Annotated in this window: 20 protein-coding genes; 17 read left to right on the top strand and 3 right to left on the bottom strand. The window is 60.8% G+C overall.

Going from position 1 to position 22,616, the window contains the following annotated elements; translation table 11 throughout:
- Positions 1 to 40 precede the first annotated feature (40 nt).
- Together N005_RS08210 and infA are read left to right on the top strand one after the other, a co-directional pair.
- On the top strand, positions 41 to 748 hold the full coding sequence (locus tag N005_RS08210; protein WP_047700718.1) for an arginyltransferase: 708 nt from the start codon (positions 41 to 43) through the stop codon (positions 746 to 748).
- Positions 749 to 905: 157 nt separating this feature from the next.
- Positions 906 to 1,124: a translation initiation factor IF-1 gene (infA, locus tag N005_RS08205; RefSeq protein WP_002553999.1), complete on the top strand. Its 219-nt coding sequence runs from the start codon at positions 906 to 908 to the stop codon at positions 1,122 to 1,124.
- A 241-nt stretch (positions 1,125 to 1,365) separates the two neighbouring features.
- On the opposite strand, the gene clpA is transcribed toward infA, so the two are convergent.
- Positions 1,366 to 3,636, bottom strand: coding sequence for an ATP-dependent Clp protease ATP-binding subunit ClpA (gene clpA, locus N005_RS08200; RefSeq protein ID WP_047700717.1), 2,271 nt, complete (start codon positions 3,634 to 3,636; stop codon positions 1,366 to 1,368).
- A gap of 29 nt (positions 3,637 to 3,665) precedes the next feature.
- Positions 3,666 to 4,028 (bottom strand): ATP-dependent Clp protease adapter ClpS, encoded by a 363-nt coding sequence (clpS, locus tag N005_RS08195; RefSeq protein ID WP_041023703.1) that lies wholly within the window; start codon positions 4,026 to 4,028, stop codon positions 3,666 to 3,668.
- 241 nt (positions 4,029 to 4,269) lie between these two features.
- On the opposite strand from clpS, the gene cspD reads away from it, so the two are divergent.
- Positions 4,270 to 4,533, top strand: coding sequence for a cold shock domain-containing protein CspD (gene cspD / locus N005_RS08190; RefSeq protein WP_230166680.1), 264 nt, complete (start codon positions 4,270 to 4,272; stop codon positions 4,531 to 4,533).
- A 77-nt stretch (positions 4,534 to 4,610) separates the two neighbouring features.
- On the opposite strand, the gene icd is transcribed toward cspD, so the two are convergent.
- Positions 4,611 to 5,867: an NADP-dependent isocitrate dehydrogenase gene (icd, locus tag N005_RS08185; protein ID WP_024779303.1), complete on the bottom strand. Its 1,257-nt coding sequence runs from the start codon at positions 5,865 to 5,867 to the stop codon at positions 4,611 to 4,613.
- A gap of 482 nt (positions 5,868 to 6,349) precedes the next feature.
- Here icd and N005_RS08180 point away from each other — a divergent pair, with 482 nt between their 5' ends.
- From N005_RS08180 to nuoF, 14 genes are all read left to right on the top strand, one after another.
- Positions 6,350 to 8,575: an NADP-dependent isocitrate dehydrogenase gene (locus tag N005_RS08180; RefSeq protein WP_047700715.1), complete on the top strand. Its 2,226-nt coding sequence runs from the start codon at positions 6,350 to 6,352 to the stop codon at positions 8,573 to 8,575.
- Between the two features lie 214 nt (positions 8,576 to 8,789).
- Entirely contained in the window at positions 8,790 to 9,236 is a 447-nt protein-coding gene (locus N005_RS08175) for an NUDIX hydrolase (RefSeq protein ID WP_047700714.1), read from the top strand.
- Between the two features lie 59 nt (positions 9,237 to 9,295).
- A complete protein-coding gene (gene mnmA / locus N005_RS08170; protein ID WP_047700713.1) occupies positions 9,296 to 10,420 on the top strand; it encodes a tRNA 2-thiouridine(34) synthase MnmA in 1,125 nt (374 codons plus the stop codon).
- The gene (gene hflD / locus N005_RS08165; RefSeq protein ID WP_047700712.1) at positions 10,417 to 11,040 is read left to right on the top strand and encodes a high frequency lysogenization protein HflD; all 624 of its coding nucleotides are present in this window, start codon (positions 10,417 to 10,419) and stop codon (positions 11,038 to 11,040) included. Before mnmA ends, hflD begins: the two co-directional genes overlap by 4 nt.
- Positions 11,041 to 11,289: 249 nt before the next feature.
- Positions 11,290 to 12,660, top strand: coding sequence for an adenylosuccinate lyase (gene purB, locus N005_RS08160; RefSeq protein WP_047700711.1), 1,371 nt, complete (start codon positions 11,290 to 11,292; stop codon positions 12,658 to 12,660).
- Positions 12,661 to 12,744: 84 nt separating this feature from the next.
- Entirely contained in the window at positions 12,745 to 13,911 is a 1,167-nt protein-coding gene (locus tag N005_RS08155; protein WP_047700710.1) for a ribosomal protein uL16 3-hydroxylase, read from the top strand.
- Entirely contained in the window at positions 13,904 to 14,329 is a 426-nt protein-coding gene (locus N005_RS08150; protein ID WP_047700709.1) for a GNAT family N-acetyltransferase, read from the top strand. The genes N005_RS08155 and N005_RS08150 overlap by 8 nt, the downstream gene beginning before the upstream one ends.
- 252 nt (positions 14,330 to 14,581) lie before the next feature.
- Positions 14,582 to 15,343, top strand: coding sequence for a secretin N-terminal domain-containing protein (locus N005_RS08145; protein ID WP_047700708.1), 762 nt, complete (start codon positions 14,582 to 14,584; stop codon positions 15,341 to 15,343).
- Between the two features lie 492 nt (positions 15,344 to 15,835).
- Positions 15,836 to 17,161, top strand: a complete 1,326-nt coding sequence (aceA, locus tag N005_RS08140; protein WP_041021072.1) for an isocitrate lyase — start codon at positions 15,836 to 15,838, stop codon at positions 17,159 to 17,161.
- 629 nt (positions 17,162 to 17,790) lie between these two features.
- Positions 17,791 to 18,204: an NADH-quinone oxidoreductase subunit A gene (locus N005_RS08135; RefSeq protein WP_024779313.1), complete on the top strand. Its 414-nt coding sequence runs from the start codon at positions 17,791 to 17,793 to the stop codon at positions 18,202 to 18,204.
- 10 nt (positions 18,205 to 18,214) lie between these two features.
- Complete coding sequence (locus tag N005_RS08130) at positions 18,215 to 18,889, top strand: NuoB/complex I 20 kDa subunit family protein (RefSeq protein ID WP_024779314.1); 675 nt, start codon at positions 18,215 to 18,217, stop codon at positions 18,887 to 18,889.
- Between the two features lie 73 nt (positions 18,890 to 18,962).
- Complete coding sequence (gene nuoC / locus N005_RS08125) at positions 18,963 to 20,747, top strand: NADH-quinone oxidoreductase subunit C/D (RefSeq protein ID WP_047700707.1); 1,785 nt, start codon at positions 18,963 to 18,965, stop codon at positions 20,745 to 20,747.
- 2 nt (positions 20,748 to 20,749) lie between these two features.
- Complete coding sequence (nuoE, locus tag N005_RS08120) at positions 20,750 to 21,247, top strand: NADH-quinone oxidoreductase subunit NuoE (RefSeq protein WP_024779316.1); 498 nt, start codon at positions 20,750 to 20,752, stop codon at positions 21,245 to 21,247.
- On the top strand, positions 21,244 to 22,602 hold the full coding sequence (gene nuoF, locus N005_RS08115; protein ID WP_047700706.1) for an NADH-quinone oxidoreductase subunit NuoF: 1,359 nt from the start codon (positions 21,244 to 21,246) through the stop codon (positions 22,600 to 22,602). Before nuoE ends, nuoF begins: the two co-directional genes overlap by 4 nt.
- The last annotated feature ends 14 nt before the right edge of the window (positions 22,603 to 22,616 follow it).

Here is a 22,616-nt window from a genome sequence, read left to right as displayed (position 1 = left end):
TGGCTTACACTTAATCCAAAGCTTATCCCGAGGGTTGATCATGACCGAGTTGGCGCGCTTGAAGTTTTATGCCACTCAACCTCACTCTTGCAGTTATCTGCCCGAAGAGCAGGCCACGACGCTGTTCCTCGACCCTAGCCAGCCCATGGATGTGCATGTCTACGCAGACCTGTCGGAAATGGGCTTTCGGCGCAGTGGCGATCATCTCTACCGGCCCCATTGCCAGCATTGCAATGCGTGTGTGCCGGCGCGCATTCCCGTGGCGCAATTCACCCCCGACCGCCAGCAGAAACGCATTTTCAAGCGCAACGCCGATCTCCAGGTCCGGCCGGCCAAGCCACAGTTCAGCGAAGAGTATTTCGACCTGTACCAGCGCTACATCGAGCAGCGCCATGCCGACGGCGACATGTACCCGCCGAGCCGCGATCAGTTCTCGACCTTCCTGGTGCGCGACCTGCCCTTTTCCCGCTTCTATGAATTCCGCCTCGAAGGACGACTGGTGGCGATTGCCGTGACGGACTTGCTGCCCAACGGACTTTCGGCGGTGTACACCTTCTATGAGCCAGACGAAGAACGGCGCAGCCTGGGGCGCTATGCCATCCTCTGGCAGATCAACGAAGCACGACGCCTGGGCCTGGAAGCGGTGTACCTGGGCTACTGGATCAAGAACTGCAAGAAAATGAACTACAAGACCCAGTATCGGCCGATTGAACTGCTGGTTAACCAGCGTTGGGTTGTCCTCAGCTAGTGTCCTGCCTCGGAAACAAGCCGTTCATTTTTGGCGGAGCCTGAGACAGGACACCAGAACCCCTTGGCTTGCCCCCCCTTTTTCGGGCACAATGCACGCCGCTTTTGCCTGGCGCAGTTGCACCGGGCCATTCACTGGACACCGAGGGCTTTACTGCATGTCGAAAGAAGACAGCTTCGAAATGGAAGGCACTGTCGTCGACACCCTGCCCAACACCATGTTTCGCGTGGAGTTGGAAAATGGGCACGTCGTTACCGCGCACATCTCCGGCAAGATGCGCAAGAACTACATTCGTATTCTTACCGGCGACAAAGTGCGCGTCGAGCTGACGCCCTATGACTTGAGCAAAGGGCGCATCACTTACCGCGCTCGCTAACAGGTCAATACAAAACGCCCGGCTGATACCGGGCGTTTTTGTTTGCCCGGGATTTGATAACCACGCAGATCCCCTGTGGGAGCGAGCCTGCTCGCGATGGCGGTGGGTCAGCTTGCATTAATGTTGAATGTGTCGACGCTATCGCGAGCAGGCTCGCTCCCACAGGGGGCGGCGGTGAATACGAGTAACCAGACAGCAAAAAGGCGCCTTTCGGCGCCTTCTGCTTTGTTACACCTGACGATCAGGCCATTTCGGCCGTGGTTTCGAAGTCGAAGGTCAGCTCGCCGTCCTTGATGTCGATGTGGACCACACCGCCATGCTCGGCCAGTTCGCCGAAGAGGATTTCCTCGGCCAGCGGACGCTTGATCTTGTCCTGGATCAAGCGAGCCATCGGCCGCGCCCCCATCGTCACATCGTAACCACCCTCTGCCAGCCAACTGCGGGCCGCATCGGTGACTTCCAGCAACACACGCTTGTCTTCGAGCTGCGCCTGGAGTTCGGTGAGGAACTTGTCCACCACGCTCTTGATGACCTCATGGCTGAGGCGACCAAACTGGATGATGGTGTCCAGACGGTTGCGGAACTCAGGCGTGAAGCTCTTCTTGATCACTTCCATCGCATCGGACGAATGGTCCTGATGGGTGAAACCGATCGAAGCACGCGCCGCGGTTTCGGCGCCGGCGTTGGTGGTCATGATCACGATCACGTTGCGGAAGTCCGCCTTGCGCCCGTTGTTATCGGTGAGCGTACCGTGGTCCATGACCTGCAGGAGCAGGTTGAAGACTTCCGGATGCGCCTTCTCGATTTCATCGAGCAACAGCACGCAGTGGGGTTGCTTGGTGATGGCTTCGGTCAGCAGGCCGCCCTGGTCGAACCCGACATACCCCGGAGGCGCACCGATCAGACGCGATACGGTGTGGCGCTCCATGTACTCGGACATGTCGAAGCGTACCAGCTCGATCCCCATCGCCTTGGCCAGTTGCCGCGCAGCCTCGGTCTTGCCGACACCGGTGGGACCGGCGAACAGGAAGGAACCGACCGGCTTGTCCGGCGACTTGAGACCGGCGCGGGACAGCTTGATGGCGGTCGACAGCGAGTCGATGGCAGCATCCTGGCCGAACACCGTCAGCTTCAGGTCACGCTCAAGGTTACGCAGCAGTTCCTTGTCGGAACTGGTGACGTGCTTGGGCGGAATACGTGCGATCTTCGCCACGATGTCCTCGACTTGAGGCACTTCGATGCGCTTGACGCGCTTGTCCACCGGCTGCAGGCGCTGATAGGCACCTGCTTCGTCGATCACGTCGATGGCCTTGTCCGGCATGTGCCGGTCATTGATGTAGCGCGAGGCCAACTCGGCCGCGGCCCGCAGGGCTTCATCGCTGTATTCGATACTGTGGTGCAGCTCGAACCGCCCCTTCAGGCCGCGCAGGATACCGATGGTGTCTTCCACCGAAGGCTCCGAGACGTCGACTTTCTGGAAGCGCCGGGCCAGGGCACGGTCCTTCTCGAAGATCCCGCGGAACTCCTGGAAGGTAGTCGACCCGATGCAACGGATATCGCCCGACGACAGCAGCGGCTTGAGCAGGTTCGAGGCATCCATGACCCCGCCGGATGCGGCGCCCGCACCGATGATGGTGTGGATCTCGTCAATGAACAGGATCGCCTGCGGACGTTTCTTCAACTCACCCAGCAGTGCCTTGAAGCGCTTCTCGAAATCGCCGCGGTACTTGGTACCGGCCAGCAGGGCACCCAGGTCGAGGGAATACACCACGCTGTTGGCCAGCAGGTCCGGCACCTGGTTGTCGACGATGCGCTTGGCCAGGCCTTCGGCAATCGCGGTTTTACCCACGCCCGCCTCGCCCACCAGCAACGGGTTGTTCTTGCGACGCCGGGCCAGGATCTGCGCAACGCGCTCGACCTCGACTTCGCGCCCGACCAACGGATCGATACGCCCCTGGCGCGCCAGTTCGTTCAGGTTGCTGGCATAGGCATCCAGCGGATTGCCCGAAGAAGAAGACTCACCACCCTCCTCGTCCTGCATATCCTGTTCACCTTCGGAATGATCGCCATGCCCCGGCACCTTGGAAATGCCATGGGCGATGTAGTTGACGACATCTATACGGGCAACGCTCTGCTGCTTGAGCAGGAAGACCGCCTGGCTTTCCTGCTCGCTGAAGATGGCGACCAGCACGTTGGCACCGGTGACTTCACGCTTGCCCGAGCTCTGCACATGAAAGACAGCACGTTGCAGGACACGCTGGAAGCCCAGAGTTGGCTGGGTTTCGCGATCCTCGTCATGGACAGGGATCAATGGCGTGGTGGAGTCAATGAACTCCTGCAGATCATGCTTGAGTTTATCGAGGTTCGCGCCACAGGCACGCAAAACGGTGGCGGCAGCCTCGTTATCCAGTAGGGCCAGCAGCAGGTGCTCGACGGTCATGAACTCATGACGCTTCGAACGGGCCTCCTTGAAGGCTAGATTGAGGGTGACTTCGAGCTCGCGGTTTAACATGGCTTCACCTCATACCCAAGTGGTCGGCGTTAACCGTCCTTCTCGATTTCACAGAGTAGCGGATGCTGGCTTTCCCGGGCGTACTGGTTGACCTGCATGGCCTTTGTTTCGGCGATATCGCGGGTAAACACTCCACACACTGCCCGTCCCTCTGTATGAACGGCCAGCATGACCTTGGTCGCCAGCTCGCGATTCAGGTTAAAAAACACCTCGAGCACTTCGACGACGAAATCCATCGGTGTGTAGTCATCGTTGAACAAAACCACCTTGTACATCGGTGGCGCCTGCAACGTAGGCTTTGCTTCCTGAACAGCAATGCCTGCGGAATCGTCGTCATGTAGATCCGGGCGATCCTGATTGAATGTTAGTCGAATCTGGCTGATTGCATGCATGGAAAGAAAGGTTCGTTTAGTTGGCAAATACAGTGATGGGGGCATTGGCTGACGATTTCAACCGCCGCTGCCAGGTCACCTTGACTATCGGCAAAACGGTGTTACAACCAATAGAGCCCATCGTGGGTTAAAAAGGTCCGTGGAATCGATCCTTAAAACAAGATTAGATTGCGGATGAACTGGATGATACTCCAGTGATGGAGTGCGTTGCAGAGGGAAATGGTCTATGTCGGTCGTCAAGATGAGTGGCAAGGTGAAATGGTTCAACAACGCCAAGGGCTACGGCTTCATTCTGGCGTCTGGCAGGGATGAAGACCTTTTCGCGCATTTCTCGGCTATCAGGATGGAAGGCTACAAAACCCTGAAGGCCGGGCAACCTGTCACATTCGAAGTGATCCAGGGCCCCAAGGGGCTGCATGCGGTCAATATTTCGCCGGTCGAGGTCGAAAGCACCTCCACCCCCGAAAAAGTCAAAGTCAAAACCAGAGTCACTGAAACCCATTGACCTGCTGTAGTCATCGGTCAAAAAGACGCCCGGCTCGATCACTCGAGCCGGGCGTCCTTTATTGCGCGTCGATCCGCTTACATGTGTGAGATCAAGGCATCGCCGAAGCCCGAGGACGACACCAGCTTGGCGCCTTCCATCAGGCGTTCGAAGTCATAGGTCACGGTCTTGGCCGAAATCGCGCCATTGGTGCCCTTGATGATCAGGTCAGCCGCTTCGGTCCAACCCATGTGACGCAGCATCATTTCTGCAGACAGGATCAGCGATCCCGGGTTGACCTGGTCCTTGCCCGCATACTTGGGCGCGGTACCGTGGGTCGCTTCGAACATCGCCACGGTGTCGGACAGGTTGGCGCCCGGCGCGATACCGATACCGCCCACTTCCGCCGCCAGGGCATCGGAGAGGTAGTCGCCATTGAGGTTCAGGGTTGCGATCACGTCGTATTCAGCCGGACGCAACAGGATCTGCTGGAGCATCGCATCGGCGATGGCGTCCTTGACGACCACGTTCTTGCCGGTCTTCGGATTCTTGAATTGCATCCACGGCCCGCCATCGAGCAGCGTCGCGCCGAACTCTTCGGCAGCCACTTCGTAGGCCCACTCCTTGAAGGCACCTTCGGTGAACTTCATGATGTTGCCTTTGTGCACGATGGTCAGGGAATCGCGGTCATTGTCGACCACATATTGCAAGGCTTTGCGGGCCAGGCGCTTGGTGCCCTGCTTGGAGACCGGCTTGACGCCGATGCCGCAATCTTCGTCGAAACGGATCTTGGTGACGCCCATTTCTTCTTTCAGGAACTTGATGACCTTGGTGGCCTCGGCCGAACCGGCCTTCCACTCGATGCCCGCGTAGATGTCTTCGGAGTTCTCACGGAAAATCGTCATGTCCACGTCGCCAGGCTTCTTCACCGGGCTCGGCACGCCTTCGAACCAGCGCACCGGGCGCAGGCAGACATACAGGTCCAACTGCTGACGCAGGGCTACGTTCAACGAACGGATGCCGCCGCCGACCGGCGTGGTCAGGGGCCCCTTGATGGAAACCACGTAGTCCTTGACCGCATCCAGGGTTTCCTGGGGCAGCCAGGTGTCCTGGTCATAGACCTGGGTGGCTTTTTCACCGGCATAGACCTCCATCCAGGAAATCTTGCGCTTGCCGCCGTAGGCCTTCTGCACCGCAGCGTCCACAACCTTGATCATGACCGGGCTGATGTCGACGCCAATGCCGTCGCCTTCGATGAAGGGGATGATCGGGTTGTCGGGAACATTAAGAGAATGGTCTGCATTGACGGTGATTTTGTCACCGACGGCTGGAACCTGAATCTTTTGATACCCCATGCTGAACTCCATTGCTTGGATTGAACATCTGGCTGCGTTCGAGCGTACCCCAGTTGAATCGACGCGCAAACCCTACGTTAGACCCATCGGCGGGAAACTCGCACAGTTCGCCGTGTACAAGCCTGAAAAACAAGGGAAAAGCGCCAATTGTGAGCATAGTCCATGGCCCGGGGCCTGCGACGTTTAGACCAATGGACGTGTACGGAGGTCTATGAACCATCGGCAGATTGCCAGCTACCTATGTATAATGCCGCCGCTGACCGCAGGGTCACGACGGCTGACTGCTCTACCAAGAGCCTTCCCGCCAGTTATAAAGCCGGACCGTTACCGCGGCCCGACCGCTTGACGCTCGACTGATGCACCCAACATCACCGCGAAGAAACCTCGACATTCGGCTCACGGCTGACTTTGAACGAACGCGCTTACCCGGCGCCCCTCGAGTTTCTGCGCATGCTTTAGCAAAGAAGAGAGTTAATCCGAATATGCCCACCCGCTCGAAGATCATCTATACCTTCACCGACGAAGCGCCCGCCCTCGCCACCTATTCGCTGCTGCCGATCGTCGAAGCCTTTACCGCTTCGGCCGAGATTGCCGTGGAAACCCGCGACATCTCCCTCGCAGGGCGCATCCTGGCCAGCTTCCCCGAGCAACTGGGTGACAAAGCCGTAGCCGACCACCTCGCCGAACTGGGCGACCTGGCCGTTACGCCTGAAGCCAACATCATCAAGCTGCCGAACATCAGCGCCTCGGTGCCGCAACTGCAGGCCGCGATCAAAGAATTGCAGGCCCAGGGCTACGCACTGCCGGACTACCCGGAAACCGTGACCAGCGAAGCCGACAAAGAAGCCAAGGCCCGCTACGACAAGGTCAAGGGCAGCGCCGTGAACCCGGTCCTGCGTGAAGGCAACTCCGACCGCCGCGCACCGCTGTCGGTCAAGAACTATGCCCGCAAGCACCCGCACAAAATGGGCGCCTGGACCGCAGACTCGAAATCCCACGTGGCCCACATGAGCACCGGCGATTTCTACGGCAGCGAAAAAGCCGCCCTGATCGACGCCGCCGGCAGCGTGAAAATCGAGCTGATCGCCCAGGATGGCACTGCCACCGTCCTGAAGGAAAAGACCACCGTGGAAGCCGGTGAGATCCTCGACTGCGCCGTGATGAGCAAGAATGCCCTGCGCAACTTCATCGCCGCCGAAATCGAAGACGCCAAGGAAAAAGGCGTACTGCTGTCGGTTCACCTCAAGGCCACCATGATGAAGGTCTCCGACCCGATCATGTTCGGCCAGATCGTCGCCGAGTTCTATAAGGACGCCCTGGCCAAGCACGCCCAGGTGCTGGAGCAGATCGGCTTCAACCTGAACAACGGCATCGGCGACCTGTACGCCCGCATCAAGGCCCTGCCGGCCGAGCAGCAGGCGCAGATCGAAGCCGATATCCAGGCGGTCTACGCGGTGCGCCCATCCCTGGCGATGGTCAACTCCGACAAGGGCATCACCAACCTGCACGTGCCGAGCGACGTCATCGTCGACGCCTCGATGCCGGCCATGATCCGTGACTCCGGCAAGATGTGGGGCACCGACGGCCAGCTGCACGACACCAAGGCCGTGATCCCGGACCGCTGCTACGCCACCATCTACCAGGCGGTGATCGAAGACTGCAAGGCCAACGGCGCCTTCGACCCGACCACCATGGGCAGCGTGCCGAACGTCGGCCTGATGGCCAAGAAAGCCGAAGAGTACGGTTCCCACGACAAGACCTTCCAGATCAAGACCGACGGCGTGGTCCGTGTCTCGGACAGCAACGGTCGCACCCTGCTGGAGCAGAACGTCGAGGCTGGCGACATCTTCCGCATGTGCCAGACCAAAGACGCACCGATCCAGGATTGGGTCAAGCTGGCGGTCAACCGTGCCCGCGCCAGCAGCACCCCGGCCATCTTCTGGCTGGATCCGATGCGCGCCCATGACGGCGTAGTGATCGAGAAGGTCCAGGCTTACCTGAAGGACCACGACACCACTGGCCTGGACCTGCGCATCATGTCGCCGGTCGAAGCGATGAAGTTCACCCTGGCCCGTACCCGCGAAGGCAAGGACACCATCTCGGTGACCGGCAACGTGCTGCGCGACTACCTGACCGACCTGTTCCCGATCATGGAACTGGGCACCAGCGCCAAGATGCTGTCGATCGTGCCGCTGATGAACGGTGGCGGCCTGTTCGAAACCGGCGCTGGCGGTTCCGCGCCGAAGCACGTTCAACAACTGCTGGAAGAGAACTTCCTGCGTTGGGATTCCCTGGGCGAGTTCCTGGCCCTGGCCGCTTCCCTGGAACACCTGGGCGTGACCTACGACAACCCGAAAGCCCTGGTGCTGGCCAAGACCCTCGACCAGGCGACTGGCGAGTTCCTGGACCGCAACAAGTCGCCTTCGCGCAAGGTCGGCGGTATCGACAACCGTGGCAGCCACTTCTACCTGACCCTGTTCTGGGCCCAGGCACTGGCCGCCCAGGATGACGACGCAGCCCTCAAGGCGCAGTTCACCACCCTGGCCAAGACGCTGACTGACAACGAAGAAAAAATCGTTGCCGAGCTCAATGCCGTTCAAGGCAAGCCGGTGGACATCGGCGGCTACTACTTCGCCAACCCTGAGCTGACCAGCAAGGCCATGCGCCCGAGCGCAACCTTCAACGCGGCAATCGCTGCGCTGGTGTAAGGTTGTAAGGAAGCACCACAAACCCCGGCCTTGTGCCGGGGTTTGTGCTTCTGGCCCCCCCCAATTTCCCTTACAAACCTATTACCCTGTGGGAGCGAGCCTGCTCGCGATAGCGGTTTATCATCCAACACCTGTATGGCTGACCCACCGCTATTGCGAGCAGGCTCGCTCCCACAGGGCTTGTGTTTCATTATTCAAATTTCGAGGAAGCCACATGGATTGGAAACCCCACATCACCGTCGCCACCATCGTCGAGGACAACGGCCGCTTCCTGATGGTGGAAGAATCCAAGGGCGGGCGCGCGGTGCTCAACCAGCCCGCCGGGCACCTGGACCCGGACGAGACCCTGATCGAAGCCGCCGTGCGCGAGACCCTGGAGGAAACCGGCTGGGACGTCGAGCCCACCAGCGTGATCGGCATCTACCTGTACACCGCTCCCAGCAATGGCGTGACCTACCAGCGGGTCTGCTTCGCCGCCAAAGCCCTCAAGCACCACCCCAACTATCAACTGGACGACGGCATCCTGGACGCCCGCTGGCTGACCCGCGACGAACTGCTCGAACAGCGCGATCATTGGCGCAGCGAGCTGATCATCCGCTGCATTGACGATTATCTGGCCGGCCATCGCCACAGCCTGGCACTGATACGCCCTTCCCTTTAGCCTTGCGCGCCCGGGCCTGATAGAATCGCGTCCTTTTTCAAGACACTCATTGAATCCCTATGCGTGATCCAGCTCCTTCCGGCACCACCAAGAAACGCGTCATTGTCGGCATGTCCGGCGGCGTGGACTCTTCCGTTTCCGCCCTTCTGCTGATCGAGCAGGGTTATGAGGTGGAAGGCCTGTTCATGAAGAACTGGGAAGAAGACGACGGAACCGAATACTGCACCGCCATGGACGACCTGGCGGACGCCCAGGCCGTGTGCGACAAGATCGGCATCAAGCTGCACACCGCCAACTTCGCCGCCGAGTACTGGGACAACGTGTTCGAGCACTTCCTGGCCGAGTACAAGGCCGGTCGCACGCCGAATCCGGACATCCTCTGCAACCGCGAAATCAAGTTCAAGGCGTTCCTCGACTACGCCATGATGCTCGGCGCCGACCTGATCGCCACCGGTCACTACGTGCGCCGTCGCGACATCGACGGGCGCACCGAACTGCTCAAGGGCCTGGACCCGAACAAGGACCAGAGCTACTTCCTGCATGCCGTCGGCGGCGAGCAGATTGCCAAGACGCTGTTCCCGGTAGGTGAACTGGAGAAGCCCGAAGTTCGGGCCATCGCCGAGAAACACGCCCTCGCCACCGCGAAGAAGAAGGATTCCACCGGGATCTGCTTCATCGGCGAGCGCCGTTTCAGCGATTTCCTCAAGCAGTACCTGCCGGCCCAGCCGGGCGAGATCAAGACCACCGAAGGCGAAGTCATCGGCCGTCACCATGGCCTGATGTACCACACCATCGGCCAGCGCCAGGGCCTGGGCATCGGCGGGTTGAAAGACGCCGGCGAAGAGCCGTGGTACGTGCTGATCAAGGACCTGGAGCATAACGAGCTGATCGTCGGCCAGGGCAACGACCACCCCTGGTTGTTTTCCCGCGCCCTGCTCGCCTCCGACATCTATTGGGTCAACCCGATCGACCTGAGCGAACCGCGTCGCCTGACAGCCAAGGTGCGCTATCGCCAGAGCGACCAGCCCTGCACCCTGGAAAAGACCGCCGCAGGCTACCGCGCCACCTTCGATGACCCACAACGGGCGGTGACGCCCGGCCAGTCCGTGGTGTTCTATGACGGCGAAATCTGCCTGGGCGGCGGCGTGATCGAAGTCGCAGAGCCGTGGAGCAGCAAGGCATGAGCCCGACCCAGGAGCAACTGACAGCGCTGGGTGGTGTGTTTCTCGCCGCCGTGCTGGTGGACCGGATCGCCAAGACCGGCCAGACCTCCGAGGCCGGCTTGAGCTGCATGCTCGGCAGCCTGCTGGTACGCGACCCCAAGGACACTCTGGAAGTCTATGGCGGCGACGACTTGAACCTGCGCGAAGGTTATCGCGCGCTGATCGGCGCCCTCGAGCGCGATCCCAGCGCCCTGCAGCGCGAGCCGCTGCGCTATGCCCTGTCGATGCTGGGCCTTGAACGCCAGCTCGCCAAGCGCGACGACCTGCTGGACACCATCGGCAAGCGCTTGCCGCAGATCCAGTCCCAGGTCGAGCATTTCGGCCCCACCCATGAAAACGTTATCGCGGCCTGCGGCGCGCTGTACCAGGACACCCTGAGCACCCTGCGCCAGCGTATCCAGGTCCACGGCGACATGCGCAACCTGCAGCAACCGAGCAACGCCTCGAAGATTCGCGCCTTGTTGCTGGCGGGCATCCGTTCGGCACGGCTGTGGCGACAACTGGGCGGGCATCGCTGGCAGTTGGTGATCAGCCGACGCAAATTGCTGAAAGAGCTTTACCCGTTGATGCGCAACGAATAGTCGCCTCAACTCGTTTTTTTGTGGCGAGGGGATTCATCCCCGTTGGGCTGCGAAGCGGCCTCAAACCAGGCAACTCGGTGCGCCAAGAAGATTGAGTTCGCTGCTTTTAGGGCTAAATCCCCTCGCCACAGGTAATAAACAGTTTTATTTCGTTACGCGTAATACGCCGGTCAGTTGGCGACGGACCGGCGCTTGTTTTCATGTATGATACGCGCCCCATTTCGTTGCCCGACTGTCCGAGAACACCCCATGCAGCTCTCTTCGCTCACTGCGGTTTCCCCTGTAGACGGCCGCTACGCCGGCAAAACCCAGGCCCTGCGCCCGATTTTCAGCGAGTACGGCCTGATCCGTGCCCGCGTCCTGGTTGAAGTGCGCTGGCTCCAGCGCCTGGCCGCCCATCCCGCCATCGGCGAAGTCCCGGCGTTCTCCGCCGAAGCCAACGCGGTGCTCAACGCCCTGGCAGAGAACTTCGCGCTGGAGCACGCCGAGCGCGTCAAAGAGATCGAGCGCACCACCAACCACGACGTCAAGGCGATCGAATACCTGCTCAAGGAGCAGGCGGCCAAGCTGCCGGAACTGGCGAACGTCAGTGAGTTCATCCACTTCGCCTGCACCAGTGAGGACATCAACAACCTGTCCCACGCCCTGATGCTGCGCGAAGGCCGTGACGACGTGATGCTGCCGCTGATGCGTCAAGTCGCCCAGGCCATCCGCGAACTGGCGATCCGCTTCGCCGACGTGCCGATGCTGTCGCGTACCCATGGTCAACCGGCGTCGCCGACCACCCTGGGCAAAGAGCTGGCCAACGTGGTGTATCGCCTGGAGCGCCAGATCGCCCAAGTCGCCGCCGTCCCGCTGCTGGGCAAGATCAACGGCGCCGTGGGTAACTACAACGCCCACCTGTCGGCCTATCCACAGATCGACTGGGAAGCCAACGCCCGCGCCTTCATCGAAGACGAACTGGGCCTGAGCTTCAACCCGTACACCACCCAGATCGAACCGCACGACTACATCGCCGAGCTGTTCGACGCGATCGCGCGCTTCAACACCATCCTGATCGACTTCGACCGCGACATCTGGGGCTACATCTCCCTGGGCTACTTCAAGCAGCGCACCGTTGCCGGCGAAATCGGTTCCTCGACCATGCCGCACAAAGTCAACCCGATCGACTTCGAAAACTCCGAAGGCAACCTGGGCATCGCCAACGCGCTGTTCCAGCACCTGGCGAGCAAACTGCCGATCTCCCGCTGGCAGCGCGACCTGACCGACTCCACCGTGCTGCGCAACCTGGGCGTGGGCTTTGCCCACAGCGTCATCGCCTACGAAGCCAGCCTCAAGGGCATCGGCAAGCTGGAACTGAACGAGCAGAAGATCGCCGCCGACCTGGACGCCTGCTGGGAAGTCCTGGCCGAACCGATCCAGACCGTGATGCGTCGCTACAACATCGAAAACCCGTACGAAAAACTGAAAGAACTGACCCGTGGCAAGGGCATCAGCCCTGAAGCGTTGCAGACTTTCATCGACGGCCTGGACATGCCAGCCGATGCCAAGTCGGAGCTGAAGAAGCTGACCCCAGCCAGCTACATCGGCAATGCGGCGGCCCAAGCCAAGCGTATCTGACACACGGCTGCACCCTTGAGACGCCCGGCCGCGCCGGGCGTTTTTATTCGCGTCTGAAAAGTATATTTTTTCAATAGGTTACACATGAATCCTGATATTCCTCTGCAACTCCTGGGCGGCATCACGGTACGGGAGTTCCTGCGCGACTACTGGCAGAAAAAGCCGCTGCTGATCCGCCAGGCGATTCCTGACTTCGAAAGCCCGATCGATGCCGACGAACTGGCCGGCCTGGCCCTGGAAGAAGAAGTCGAATCGCGCCTGGTGCTCGAGCACGGCGAGCGCCCGTGGGAACTGCGTCGCGGCCCGTTCGCCGAAGACGAATTCAGCAAACTGCCGGAGCGCGACTGGACCCTGCTGGTGCAGGCGGTCGACCAGTTCGTCCCGGAAGTCAGCGAACTGCTGGAGCACTTCCGCTTCCTGCCGAGCTGGCGCATCGACGACGTGATGATCAGCTTCGCCGCCCCCGGTGGCAGCGTGGGTCCGCATTTCGACAACTACGACGTGTTCCTGCTGCAAGGCCATGGCAAGCGCAACTGGAAGATCGGCCAGATGTGCGACTCCGACAGCCCGCTGCTGCCTCACGCCGACCTGCGCATCCTCGCCGACTTCGACGCCACCGACGAGTGGGTCCTGGAACCGGGCGACATGCTCTACCTGCCGCCGCGCCTGGCCCATTGCGGCGTGGCCGTGGATGACTGCATGACCTACTCCGTGGGTTTCCGCGCGCCGAGCGCCGCCGAAGTGCTGACCCACTTCACCGACTTCCTCAGCCAGTTCCTGCCGGACGAAGAGCGCTACACCGACGCCGACGCGCGCCCGGTGAGCGATCCGCACCAGATCCAGCACGACGCCCTCGACCGCCTCAAGGGCCTGCTGGCCGAACACATGAGCGACGAACGCCTGCTGCTGACCTGGTTCGGCCAGTTCATGACCGAGCCGCGCTACCCGGAACTGGTGGTAGGTCCCGAACTGGAAGAAGACGACCTGCTGGCCGGCCTGGAACAGGGCGCCGTGATCATCCGCAACCCGAGCGCGCGCCTGGCCTGGTCGGAAGTGGATGACGACCTGCTGCTGTTCGCCAGCGGCCAGAGCCGCTACCTGCCGGGCAAGCTGCGCGAACTGCTGAAAATGATCTGCGCGGCCGATGCCCTGCACATTGAAAACCTCAGCCCATGGCTGGCCGACGAAGACGGTCGCGGCCTGATCCATGAGCTGGTCAAGCAAGGCAGCCTGGGGTTCGCCGATGAATAAAATCCACGTTCGTGTCGCAGACTGGCAAAAGGAAAACGCCGAGATCCGGCGCATTCGTGAGAGCGTATTCATTGTCGAGCAGTCCGTTCCGCCCGAGCTGGAATGGGACGCCGACGATCAGGGCGCGGTGCATTTCCTCGCCTTCGAAGGCGACTTCCCCATCGGCACTGCACGCCTGCTGACCGACGGTCACATCGGCCGTGTCTCGGTGCTCAAGGACTGGCGCGGCCTGAAGGTCGGCGACGCCCTGATGCACGCGGTGATCGCGGAGGCCGAAAAGCGCGGCCTCAAGCAACAGAAACTCAGCGCCCAGGTGCACGCCACGCCGTTCTATGAGCGACTGGGCTTCGCCGTGGTCAGCGAGGAATTCCTGGAAGCCGGGATTCCCCATGTGGATATGGTGCGTCGCTCGGCCTGACACAGTCTTGATCTGGGGCATGATGAACACCTGTGGCGAGGGAGCTTGCTCCCGCTCGAGTGCGCAGCGCTCGCAAGCTTTTGGGGCTGCTACGCAGCCCAGCGGGAGCAAGCTCCCTCGCCACAAAAGCATCAACCCCAAGACGCCCCGCCATCCACCGATGCCGGGGCGTTTTGCCGTCTATCATTCAACTTGCCCCACCCTGGGCCGACAAACTGGCAATATCCAGCCTTTGTCCCGCGGAGAAACGGAATGTCCCTACGCACCCTCCTGGCCACCCTGCTGCTCGGCTGCAGCCTGTCGGTCATGGCCGATACGCAAATCGTGCCGTTGAACTACCGCACCAGCGCCGACCTGCTTCCGGTGGCGCAGAATTTCATCGGCAAGGACGGCCAGGTCAGCGCCTACGGCAACCAACTGATCGTCAACGCCGCTCCCGGCAAGATCGAGGAACTCCGGCAGTTCCTGGCCCAGTTGGACACCGCCCCCAAGCGCCTGCTGATCACGGTCGACACCAACGAGAACAACCTGCAAGGCGACCAGGGCTACTCCATCAACGGCGCCGCCCCCAGCCAGACCCGCATCATCAACCGCAGCACGGCCAGCCGTGACGGCGGCGTGCAACAGGTACAAGCCAGCGAAGGCCAGCCGGCACTGATCCAGGTCGGCCAGAGCGTACCGTTCACCAGCAACCAGACCGACAGCTACGGCCGCATGCAAAGCCAGACCGAATACCGCAACGTCACCCAGGGTTTCTATGTCACCGCCAGCGTCACCGGCGAGACCGTTCATCTGAGCATCAGTACCAACCGTGACCGCATGAGCCAGGAACGTCCTGATGTAGTGAACGTTCAGAGTACCGACACAACGGTCAGCGGCCGACTGGGTGAATGGATCACCCTGGCGGGCGTGAATCGCCAGACCCAGGCCGATAAACAAGGCCTGACCCGCAGCTACTCGACACAAGGCCGCGACGACATGATTCTGCGGGTCAAGGTCGACACCCTGAACTGAAGCACCAAAAACTGACTGATGAGTCGTATTAGACCAAAGATGTAGTGCTTGAAAAAAAGCACTACAAAACGTTTGACGAGCCAAAAAACCGAAGGCATGATGGCCTCGCTCCCGCTAATCAGGGGCCCTGGCAAGGGCCTTCGGGTCGCCGCTTGCACCTACCCCGCAAGCCGATTCGTGTCTGTACTGCCCACAAGGTGTGTTTGACGAGGTTGCGACTGGAACGAAGTTGTCCCGAGGGACGGAAGCGTAACTAGGTAACCCGGCATCACTCTGAGTTCGTACAAGGGCCCACGACGCCCGAATGCGCCCGCAGTCCGCCTCTACCTGCTCACTTTCCCCTCGAGCCCATCGTTCATCCCGTCGCCTCCCCGCCTGAACCGACTTGTATGCCCGGCCCCCTGGCCAGCGAGCAGCCTTCTTCGCCAATGACTGGCGGATCGGCAGGAGCAGGAATCTTCCACACCCGACGATGCGACGAGGTTTATTTCCATGGCACTGACACGCGAACAGCAAATTGCAGCCCTTGAAAAAGACTGGGCTGAGAACCCACGCTGGAAAGGCGTGAAGCGCAATTATTCCGCTGCTGACGTCGTCCGCCTGCGTGGCTCGGTTCAACCTGAGCACACCTTTGCGAAAATGGGCGCCGAGAAGCTGTGGAACCTGGTAACCCAGGGCGCCAAGCCATCCTTCCGTCCCGAGAAAGATTTCGTCAACTGCATGGGCGCCCTGACCGGCGGCCAGGCGGTACAGCAAGTCAAGGCCGGCATCCAGGCGATCTACCTGTCGGGCTGGCAAGTGGCTGCGGACAACAACTCCGCCGAGTCGATGTACCCCGACCAATCGCTGTACCCGGTGGATTCGGTTCCGACCGTGGTCAAGCGCATCAACAACTCGTTCCGTCGCGCCGACCAGATCCAGTGGAAAGCCGGCAAGAATCCAGGCGACGAAGGCTACATCGACTACTTCGCGCCGATCGTGGCTGACGCCGAAGCCGGTTTCGGCGGCGTCCTGAACGCCTACGAGCTGATGAAGAGCATGATCGAGGCAGGCGCCGCCGGCGTTCACTTCGAAGACCAGCTGGCTTCGGTGAAGAAATGCGGCCACATGGGCGGCAAGGTACTGGTACCGACCCAGGAAGCCGTGCAGAAGCTGACCGCTGCCCGTCTGGCTGCCGACGTTGCCGGTGTACCGACCATCATCCTGGCCCGTACCGACGCCAACGCTGCTGACCTGTTGACCTCGGACTGCGATCCGTACGACCAGCCGTTCGTGACCGGGACCCGCACCCAGGAAGGCTTCTACAAAGTCCGCGCCGGCCTCGACCAGGCCATCGCCCGCGGCCTGGCCTACGCGCCGTACGCCGACCTGATCTGGTGCGAAACCGCCAAGCCGGACCTGGACGAGGCTCGCCGCTTCGCCGAAGCGATCAAGAAGGAATACCCGGACCAGATCCTGTCGTACAACTGCTCGCCTTCCTTCAACTGGAAGAAAAACCTGGACGACGCGACCATCGCCAAGTTCCAGCGCGAACTGTCCGCCATGGGCTACAAGCACCAGTTCATCACCCTGGCCGGCATTCACAACATGTGGCACAGCATGTTCAACCTGGCGCACGACTACGCCCGCAACGACATGACCGCCTACGTGAAGCTGCAGGAGCAGGAATTCGCCGACGCCGCCAAGGGCTACACCTTCGTGGCTCACCAGCAGGAAGTGGGCACCGGCTACTTTGACGACATGACCACCGTGATCCAGGGCGGCACTTCGTCGGTGACCGCACTGACCGGTTCGACCGAAGAAGAGCAGTTCCACTGATCAATGGGCAACGGCCCTTGCGGACCGAATAAAAGCTAACCGCAAGGCCGACGATCTGACGCCCCGACTGGTTCGGGGCTTTTTTTCGCCTACCCTTTACCAGCAACACATCTTCCCTGTGGGAGCGAGCCTGCTCGCGATAGCGCCGGCATATTCAACATCAGTACAAGCTCATGCACCGCTATCGCGAGCAGGCTCGCTCCCACAAGAAAAAAGTGCGACTTCAGAAAAATTGATCGAACGCAGTAACAGGTAGTCTGAAAAAGAGTAAAACGGCCGGCGCTGACAATTGCAGTAGCGAACCTGTAAGAAAAGTTCTCAGCGACTGCACCGGATTAATGATGAAAAGCCCGGACAAACAATAATAATTATCATTTGAAAGGCATTATCATTGTTGCAGCGCGAACAAAGCAGAGTGAATGAATAATCGGCCAATGCCCGCAGGGCCGGGGCTGCGCAGCCTTGGAGGTGTGCCATGTCCTTATTCCAATAAATAATTTCGCTATCGGAATTTTACTTGCCCGGTGTTTAGCCATAAAATCACCGCGATTGATTGCTGCGACATATCGTCACTGCGTTATTTCTTTTCAAGCTCAGAGGCCCTTTGCCCTCTGTTAAGGATTTCCAGCATGCCCGAAGCGACAGGACTCATGGCCCACAACTGGGGCTTTGCCATTTTCCTTCTGGGTGTCGTCGGCCTGTGTGCCTTCATGCTCGGGCTGTCGAGCCTGCTCGGGTCAAAAGCCTGGGGCCGCAGCAAAAACGAACCGTTCGAGTCCGGCATGCTGCCTACCGGTGGCGCCCGCTTGCGGCTCTCAGCCAAATTCTATCTGGTCGCGATGCTCTTCGTGATCTTCGATATCGAAGCCCTCTTTCTCTTTGCCTGGTCTGTGTCCGTCCGCGAAAGCGGCTGGACCGGATTTGTCGAAGCTCTCGTTTTCATAGCAATTCTGTTGGCAGGTCTTGTCTACCTATTCCGGGTGGGGGCACTTGATTGGGCTCCGGAAGCTCGGCGCAAGCGGCAAGCGAAGCTGAAACAATGAGGCTTTGGCAATGCAATACAATCTCACCAGGATCGACCCCGATGCTCCTAACGAGCAGTATCCGATTGGCGAACGGGAAACCGTCTCCGATCCGTTAGAAGATCAAGTCCACAAGAACATCTTCATGGGCAAGCTCGAAGACGTGCTGAACAGCACGGTCAACTGGGGTCGCAAGAACTCCCTGTGGCCGTACAACTTCGGCCTTTCGTGCTGCTACGTGGAAATGACCACCGCCTTCACGGCGCCCCACGACATCGCGCGCTTTGGCGCCGAAGTGATCCGGGCATCGCCGCGTCAGGCGGATTTCATGGTTATCGCCGGTACCTGCTTCATCAAGATGGCGCCGATCATCCAGCGTCTTTATGAGCAAATGCTCGAACCGAAGTGGGTGATCTCCATGGGTTCGTGCGCCAACTCCGGTGGCATGTACGACATCTATTCCGTCGTTCAAGGGGTGGACAAGTTCCTGCCCGTGGACGTCTACGTGCCTGGCTGCCCGCCCCGCCCCGAAGCTTTCCTGCAAGGCCTGATGCTGTTGCAGGAATCGATTGGCCAGGAGCGTCGCCCACTGTCCTGGGTCGTCGGCGATCAAGGCGTCTATCGCGCCGAGATGCCGTCGCAAAAGGAACAGCGCCGCGAACAGCGTATCGCAGTCACCAACCTGCGCAGCCCCGACGAAGTCTGATCCAGCTCTGTTCCTGAACAAGAAACACGAACCTGGCTTCATTCTTTACGTTGACCGAAAGCGATAAATAACCATGACTACAGGCAGTGCTCTGTACATCCCGCCCTACAAGGCAGACGACCAGGATGTGGTCGTCGAACTGAACAATCGTTTTGGCCCCGAGGCGTTCACCGCCCAGCCGACCCGCACCGGCATGCCGGTGCTGTGGGTCGCCCGTGCCAGACTCGTCGAAGTCCTGACCTTCCTGCGCAACCTGCCCAAGCCGTACGTCATGCTCTATGACCTGCACGGCGTGGACGAGCGCCTGCGCACCAAGCGCCAGGGCCTGCCCGACGGCGTCGACTTCACCGTGTTCTATCACCTGATGTCGATCGAGCGTAATAGTGACGTAATGATCAAGGTCGCCTTGTCCGAGAGCGACCTCAGCGTGCCGACCGTGACCGGCATCTGGCCGAACGCCAACTGGTACGAACGTGAAGTGTGGGACATGTACGGGATCGATTTCCCCGGCCACCCGCACCTGACGCGCATCATGATGCCGCCGACCTGGGAAGGTCACCCGTTGCGCAAGGACTTCCCGGCCCGTGCCACCGAGTTCGACCCGTTCAGCCTGTCCCTGGCCAAGCAACAGCTCGAGGAAGAAGCCGCGCGCTTCAAGCCTGAAGACTGGGGCATGAAGCGTTCCGGCGCCAACGAAGACTACATGTTCCTCAACCTGGGCCCGAACCACCCTTCGGCCCACGGTGCGTTCCGCATCATCCTGCAACTGGACGGCGAAGAGATCGTCGACTGCGTCCCGGACATCGGCTACCACCACCGCGGCGCCGAGAAAATGGCCGAGCGCCAGTCCTGGCACAGCTACATTCCGTACACCGACCGCATCGACTACCTCGGCGGCGTGATGAACAACCTGCCGTACGTGCTTTCGGTCGAGAAATTGGCCGGGATCAAGGTGCCGGACCGGGTCGACGTCATCCGCATCATGATGGCCGAGTTCTTCCGTATCACCAGCCACCTGCTGTTCCTGGGCACCTACATCCAGGACGTGGGCGCCATGACGCCGGTGTTCTTCACCTTCACCGACCGCCAGAAGGCGTACACGGTGATCGAAGCCATCACCGGTTTCCGCCTGCACCCGGCCTGGTACCGCATCGGTGGCGTGGCCCACGACCTGCCACGTGGCTGGGAAAAGCTGGTCAAGGACTTCGTCGAGTGGATGCCCAAGCGCCTGGACGAATACACCAAGGCCGCCCTGCAGAACAGCATCCTCAAGGGTCGCACCATCGGCGTCGCCGCCTACAACACCAAGGAAGCCCTGGAATGGGGCGTCACCGGTGCCGGCCTGCGTTCCACCGGTTGCGACTTCGACCTGCGCAAGGCACGCCCTTACTCCGGCTACGAGAACTTCGAGTTCGAAGTACCGCTGGCAGCCAACGGCGATGCCTATGACCGCTGCATGGTTCGCGTCGAGGAAATGCGCCAGAGCGTCAAGATCATCGAGCAATGCCTGCGCAACATGCCGGAAGGCCCGTACAAGGCGGATCACCCGCTGACCACGCCGCCGCCCAAGGAGCGCACGCTGCAACACATCGAGACCCTGATCACGCACTTCCTGCAGGTTTCGTGGGGCCCGGTCATGCCGGCCAACGAGTCCTTCCAGATGATCGAAGCGACCAAGGGCATCAACAGTTATTACCTGACGAGCGACGGCGGCACCATGAGCTACCGTACCCGGATCCGTACCCCAAGCTACCCGCACCTGCAGCAGATCCCTTCGGTGATCAAAGGCAGCATGGTCGCGGACTTGATCGCGTACCTGGGTAGTATCGATTTCGTTATGGCCGACGTGGACCGCTAAGCATGAACAGCACGCTTATCCAGACAGACCGTTTCGCCCTGAGCGAAACCGAGCGCTCGGCCATCGAGCACGAGCTGCATCACTACGAAGACCCGCGCGCGGCGTCGATCGAAGCCCTGAAGATCGTCCAGAAGGAACGTGGCTGGGTGCCTGACGGCGCGCTCTACGCCATCGGCGAGATCCTCGGCATCCCGGCGAGCGACGTCGAAGGCGTCGCCACCTTCTACAGCCAGATCTTTCGCCAGCCGGTAGGCCGCCACATCATTCGCGTCTGCGACAGCATGGTCTGCTACATCGGCGGCCACGAATCCGTGGTCAGCGAAATCCAGAGCAAGCTGGGCATCGGCCTCGGCCAGACCACCGCCGACGGCCGCTTCACGCTGCTGCCGGTGTGCTGCCTGGGCAACTGCGACAAGGCCCCGGCGCTGATGATCGACGACGACACCTTCGGTGACGTTGCACCCGCTGGCGTCGCCAAATTGCTGGAGGGCTACGTATGACCCTGACTTCCTTCGGGCCCGCCAACCGCATCAAGCGCTCGGCCGAAACCCATCCGCTGACCTGGCGCCTGCGTGACGACGGCGAAGCCGTGTGGCTGGACGAGTACCAGGCCAAGAACGGCTACGCCGCCGCGCGCAAGGCGTTCGCCGACATGGCCCAGGACGATATCGTCCAGACCGTGAAGGACTCCGGCCTCAAGGGTCGCGGCGGTGCGGGCTTCCCCACCGGCGTGAAGTGGGGCCTGATGCCCAAGGACGAATCCATCAATATCCGCTACCTGCTCTGCAACGCGGATGAAATGGAACCCAACACCTGGAAGGACCGCATGCTGATGGAGCAACTGCCCCATCTGTTGATCGAAGGCATGCTGATCAGCGCCCGTGCGTTGAAAACCTACCGTGGCTACATCTTCCTGCGCGGCGAATACACCACCGCCGCCAGGCACCTGAACCGTGCCGTGGAAGAAGCCAAGGCCGCCGGCCTGCTGGGCAAGAACATCCTGGGCAGCGGCTTCGATTTCGAACTGTTCGTCCACACCGGCGCCGGACGCTACATCTGCGGTGAAGAAACCGCACTGATCAACTCCCTGGAAGGCCGCCGCGCCAACCCGCGCTCCAAGCCGCCCTTCCCGGCCGCTGTAGGCGTGTGGGGCAAGCCGACCTGCGTGAACAACGTCGAGACCCTGTGCAACGTGCCGGCGATCATCGCCGACGGCGTGGACTGGTACAAATCCCTGGCCCGCGACGGCAGCGAAGACATGGGCACCAAGCTCATGGGCTTCTCCGGCAAGGTCAAGAACCCGGGCCTGTGGGAACTGCCTTTCGGCGTCACCGGCCGCGAGCTGTTCGAGGATTACGCCGGCGGCATGCGCGACGGCTACAAACTCAAGTGCTGGCAGCCCGGCGGTGCCGGTACCGGTTTCCTGTTGCCGGAACACCTGGACGCACAAATGTACGCCGGCGGCATCGCCAAGGTGGGCACCCGGATGGGTACCGGCCTGGCCATGGCGGTGGACGACAGCGTCAACATGGTGTCGCTGCTGCGCAACATGGAGCAGTTTTTCGCTCGCGAATCCTGCGGCTTCTGCACCCCTTGCCGCGATGGCCTGCCCTGGAGCGTCAAGCTGCTGATGGCCATCGAGAACGGCGAAGGCCAGCCCGGCGACATCGAGACCCTGCTGGGACTGGTGGGTTTCCTCGGCCCAGGCAAGACCTTCTGTGCTCACGCACCGGGTGCCGTGGAGCCGTTGGGCAGCGCGATCAAATACTTCCGCTCTGAATTCGAGGCCGGCATCGCGCCTACCCGCGCAGGCGATCTCAATCAGGTGGTCACGCCGACCATGGTCGGCGCGTAACACGCTTAAGAAGG

Origin of the sequence: Pseudomonas mediterranea CFBP 5447 (genome assembly GCF_000774145.1) — a bacterium.
In the GTDB taxonomy this organism is placed as follows: domain Bacteria; phylum Pseudomonadota; class Gammaproteobacteria; order Pseudomonadales; family Pseudomonadaceae; genus Aquipseudomonas; species Aquipseudomonas mediterranea.
This window is presented reverse-complemented; position numbering and strand designations above follow the sequence as displayed.

Excerpts from the sequence above, each read along its gene's own strand:
- N005_RS08210 (WP_047700718.1), top strand. The coding sequence starts at position 41 with ATGACCGAGTTGGCGCGCTTGAAGTTTTATGCCACTCAACCTCACTCT.
- infA (WP_002553999.1), top strand. The coding sequence starts at position 906 with ATGTCGAAAGAAGACAGCTTCGAAATGGAAGGCACTGTCGTCGACACC.
- clpA (WP_047700717.1), bottom strand. The coding sequence starts at position 3,636 with ATGTTAAACCGCGAGCTCGAAGTCACCCTCAATCTAGCCTTCAAGGAG.
- clpS (WP_041023703.1), bottom strand. The coding sequence starts at position 4,028 with ATGCATGCAATCAGCCAGATTCGACTAACATTCAATCAGGATCGCCCG.
- cspD (WP_230166680.1), top strand. The coding sequence starts at position 4,270 with ATGAGTGGCAAGGTGAAATGGTTCAACAACGCCAAGGGCTACGGCTTC.
- icd (WP_024779303.1), bottom strand. The coding sequence starts at position 5,867 with ATGGGGTATCAAAAGATTCAGGTTCCAGCCGTCGGTGACAAAATCACC.
- N005_RS08180 (WP_047700715.1), top strand. The coding sequence starts at position 6,350 with ATGCCCACCCGCTCGAAGATCATCTATACCTTCACCGACGAAGCGCCC.
- N005_RS08175 (WP_047700714.1), top strand. The coding sequence starts at position 8,790 with ATGGATTGGAAACCCCACATCACCGTCGCCACCATCGTCGAGGACAAC.
- mnmA (WP_047700713.1), top strand. The coding sequence starts at position 9,296 with ATGCGTGATCCAGCTCCTTCCGGCACCACCAAGAAACGCGTCATTGTC.
- hflD (WP_047700712.1), top strand. The coding sequence starts at position 10,417 with ATGAGCCCGACCCAGGAGCAACTGACAGCGCTGGGTGGTGTGTTTCTC.
- purB (WP_047700711.1), top strand. The coding sequence starts at position 11,290 with ATGCAGCTCTCTTCGCTCACTGCGGTTTCCCCTGTAGACGGCCGCTAC.
- N005_RS08155 (WP_047700710.1), top strand. The coding sequence starts at position 12,745 with ATGAATCCTGATATTCCTCTGCAACTCCTGGGCGGCATCACGGTACGG.
- N005_RS08150 (WP_047700709.1), top strand. The coding sequence starts at position 13,904 with ATGAATAAAATCCACGTTCGTGTCGCAGACTGGCAAAAGGAAAACGCC.
- N005_RS08145 (WP_047700708.1), top strand. The coding sequence starts at position 14,582 with ATGTCCCTACGCACCCTCCTGGCCACCCTGCTGCTCGGCTGCAGCCTG.
- aceA (WP_041021072.1), top strand. The coding sequence starts at position 15,836 with ATGGCACTGACACGCGAACAGCAAATTGCAGCCCTTGAAAAAGACTGG.
- N005_RS08135 (WP_024779313.1), top strand. The coding sequence starts at position 17,791 with ATGCCCGAAGCGACAGGACTCATGGCCCACAACTGGGGCTTTGCCATT.
- N005_RS08130 (WP_024779314.1), top strand. The coding sequence starts at position 18,215 with ATGCAATACAATCTCACCAGGATCGACCCCGATGCTCCTAACGAGCAG.
- nuoC (WP_047700707.1), top strand. The coding sequence starts at position 18,963 with ATGACTACAGGCAGTGCTCTGTACATCCCGCCCTACAAGGCAGACGAC.
- nuoE (WP_024779316.1), top strand. The coding sequence starts at position 20,750 with ATGAACAGCACGCTTATCCAGACAGACCGTTTCGCCCTGAGCGAAACC.
- nuoF (WP_047700706.1), top strand. The coding sequence starts at position 21,244 with ATGACCCTGACTTCCTTCGGGCCCGCCAACCGCATCAAGCGCTCGGCC.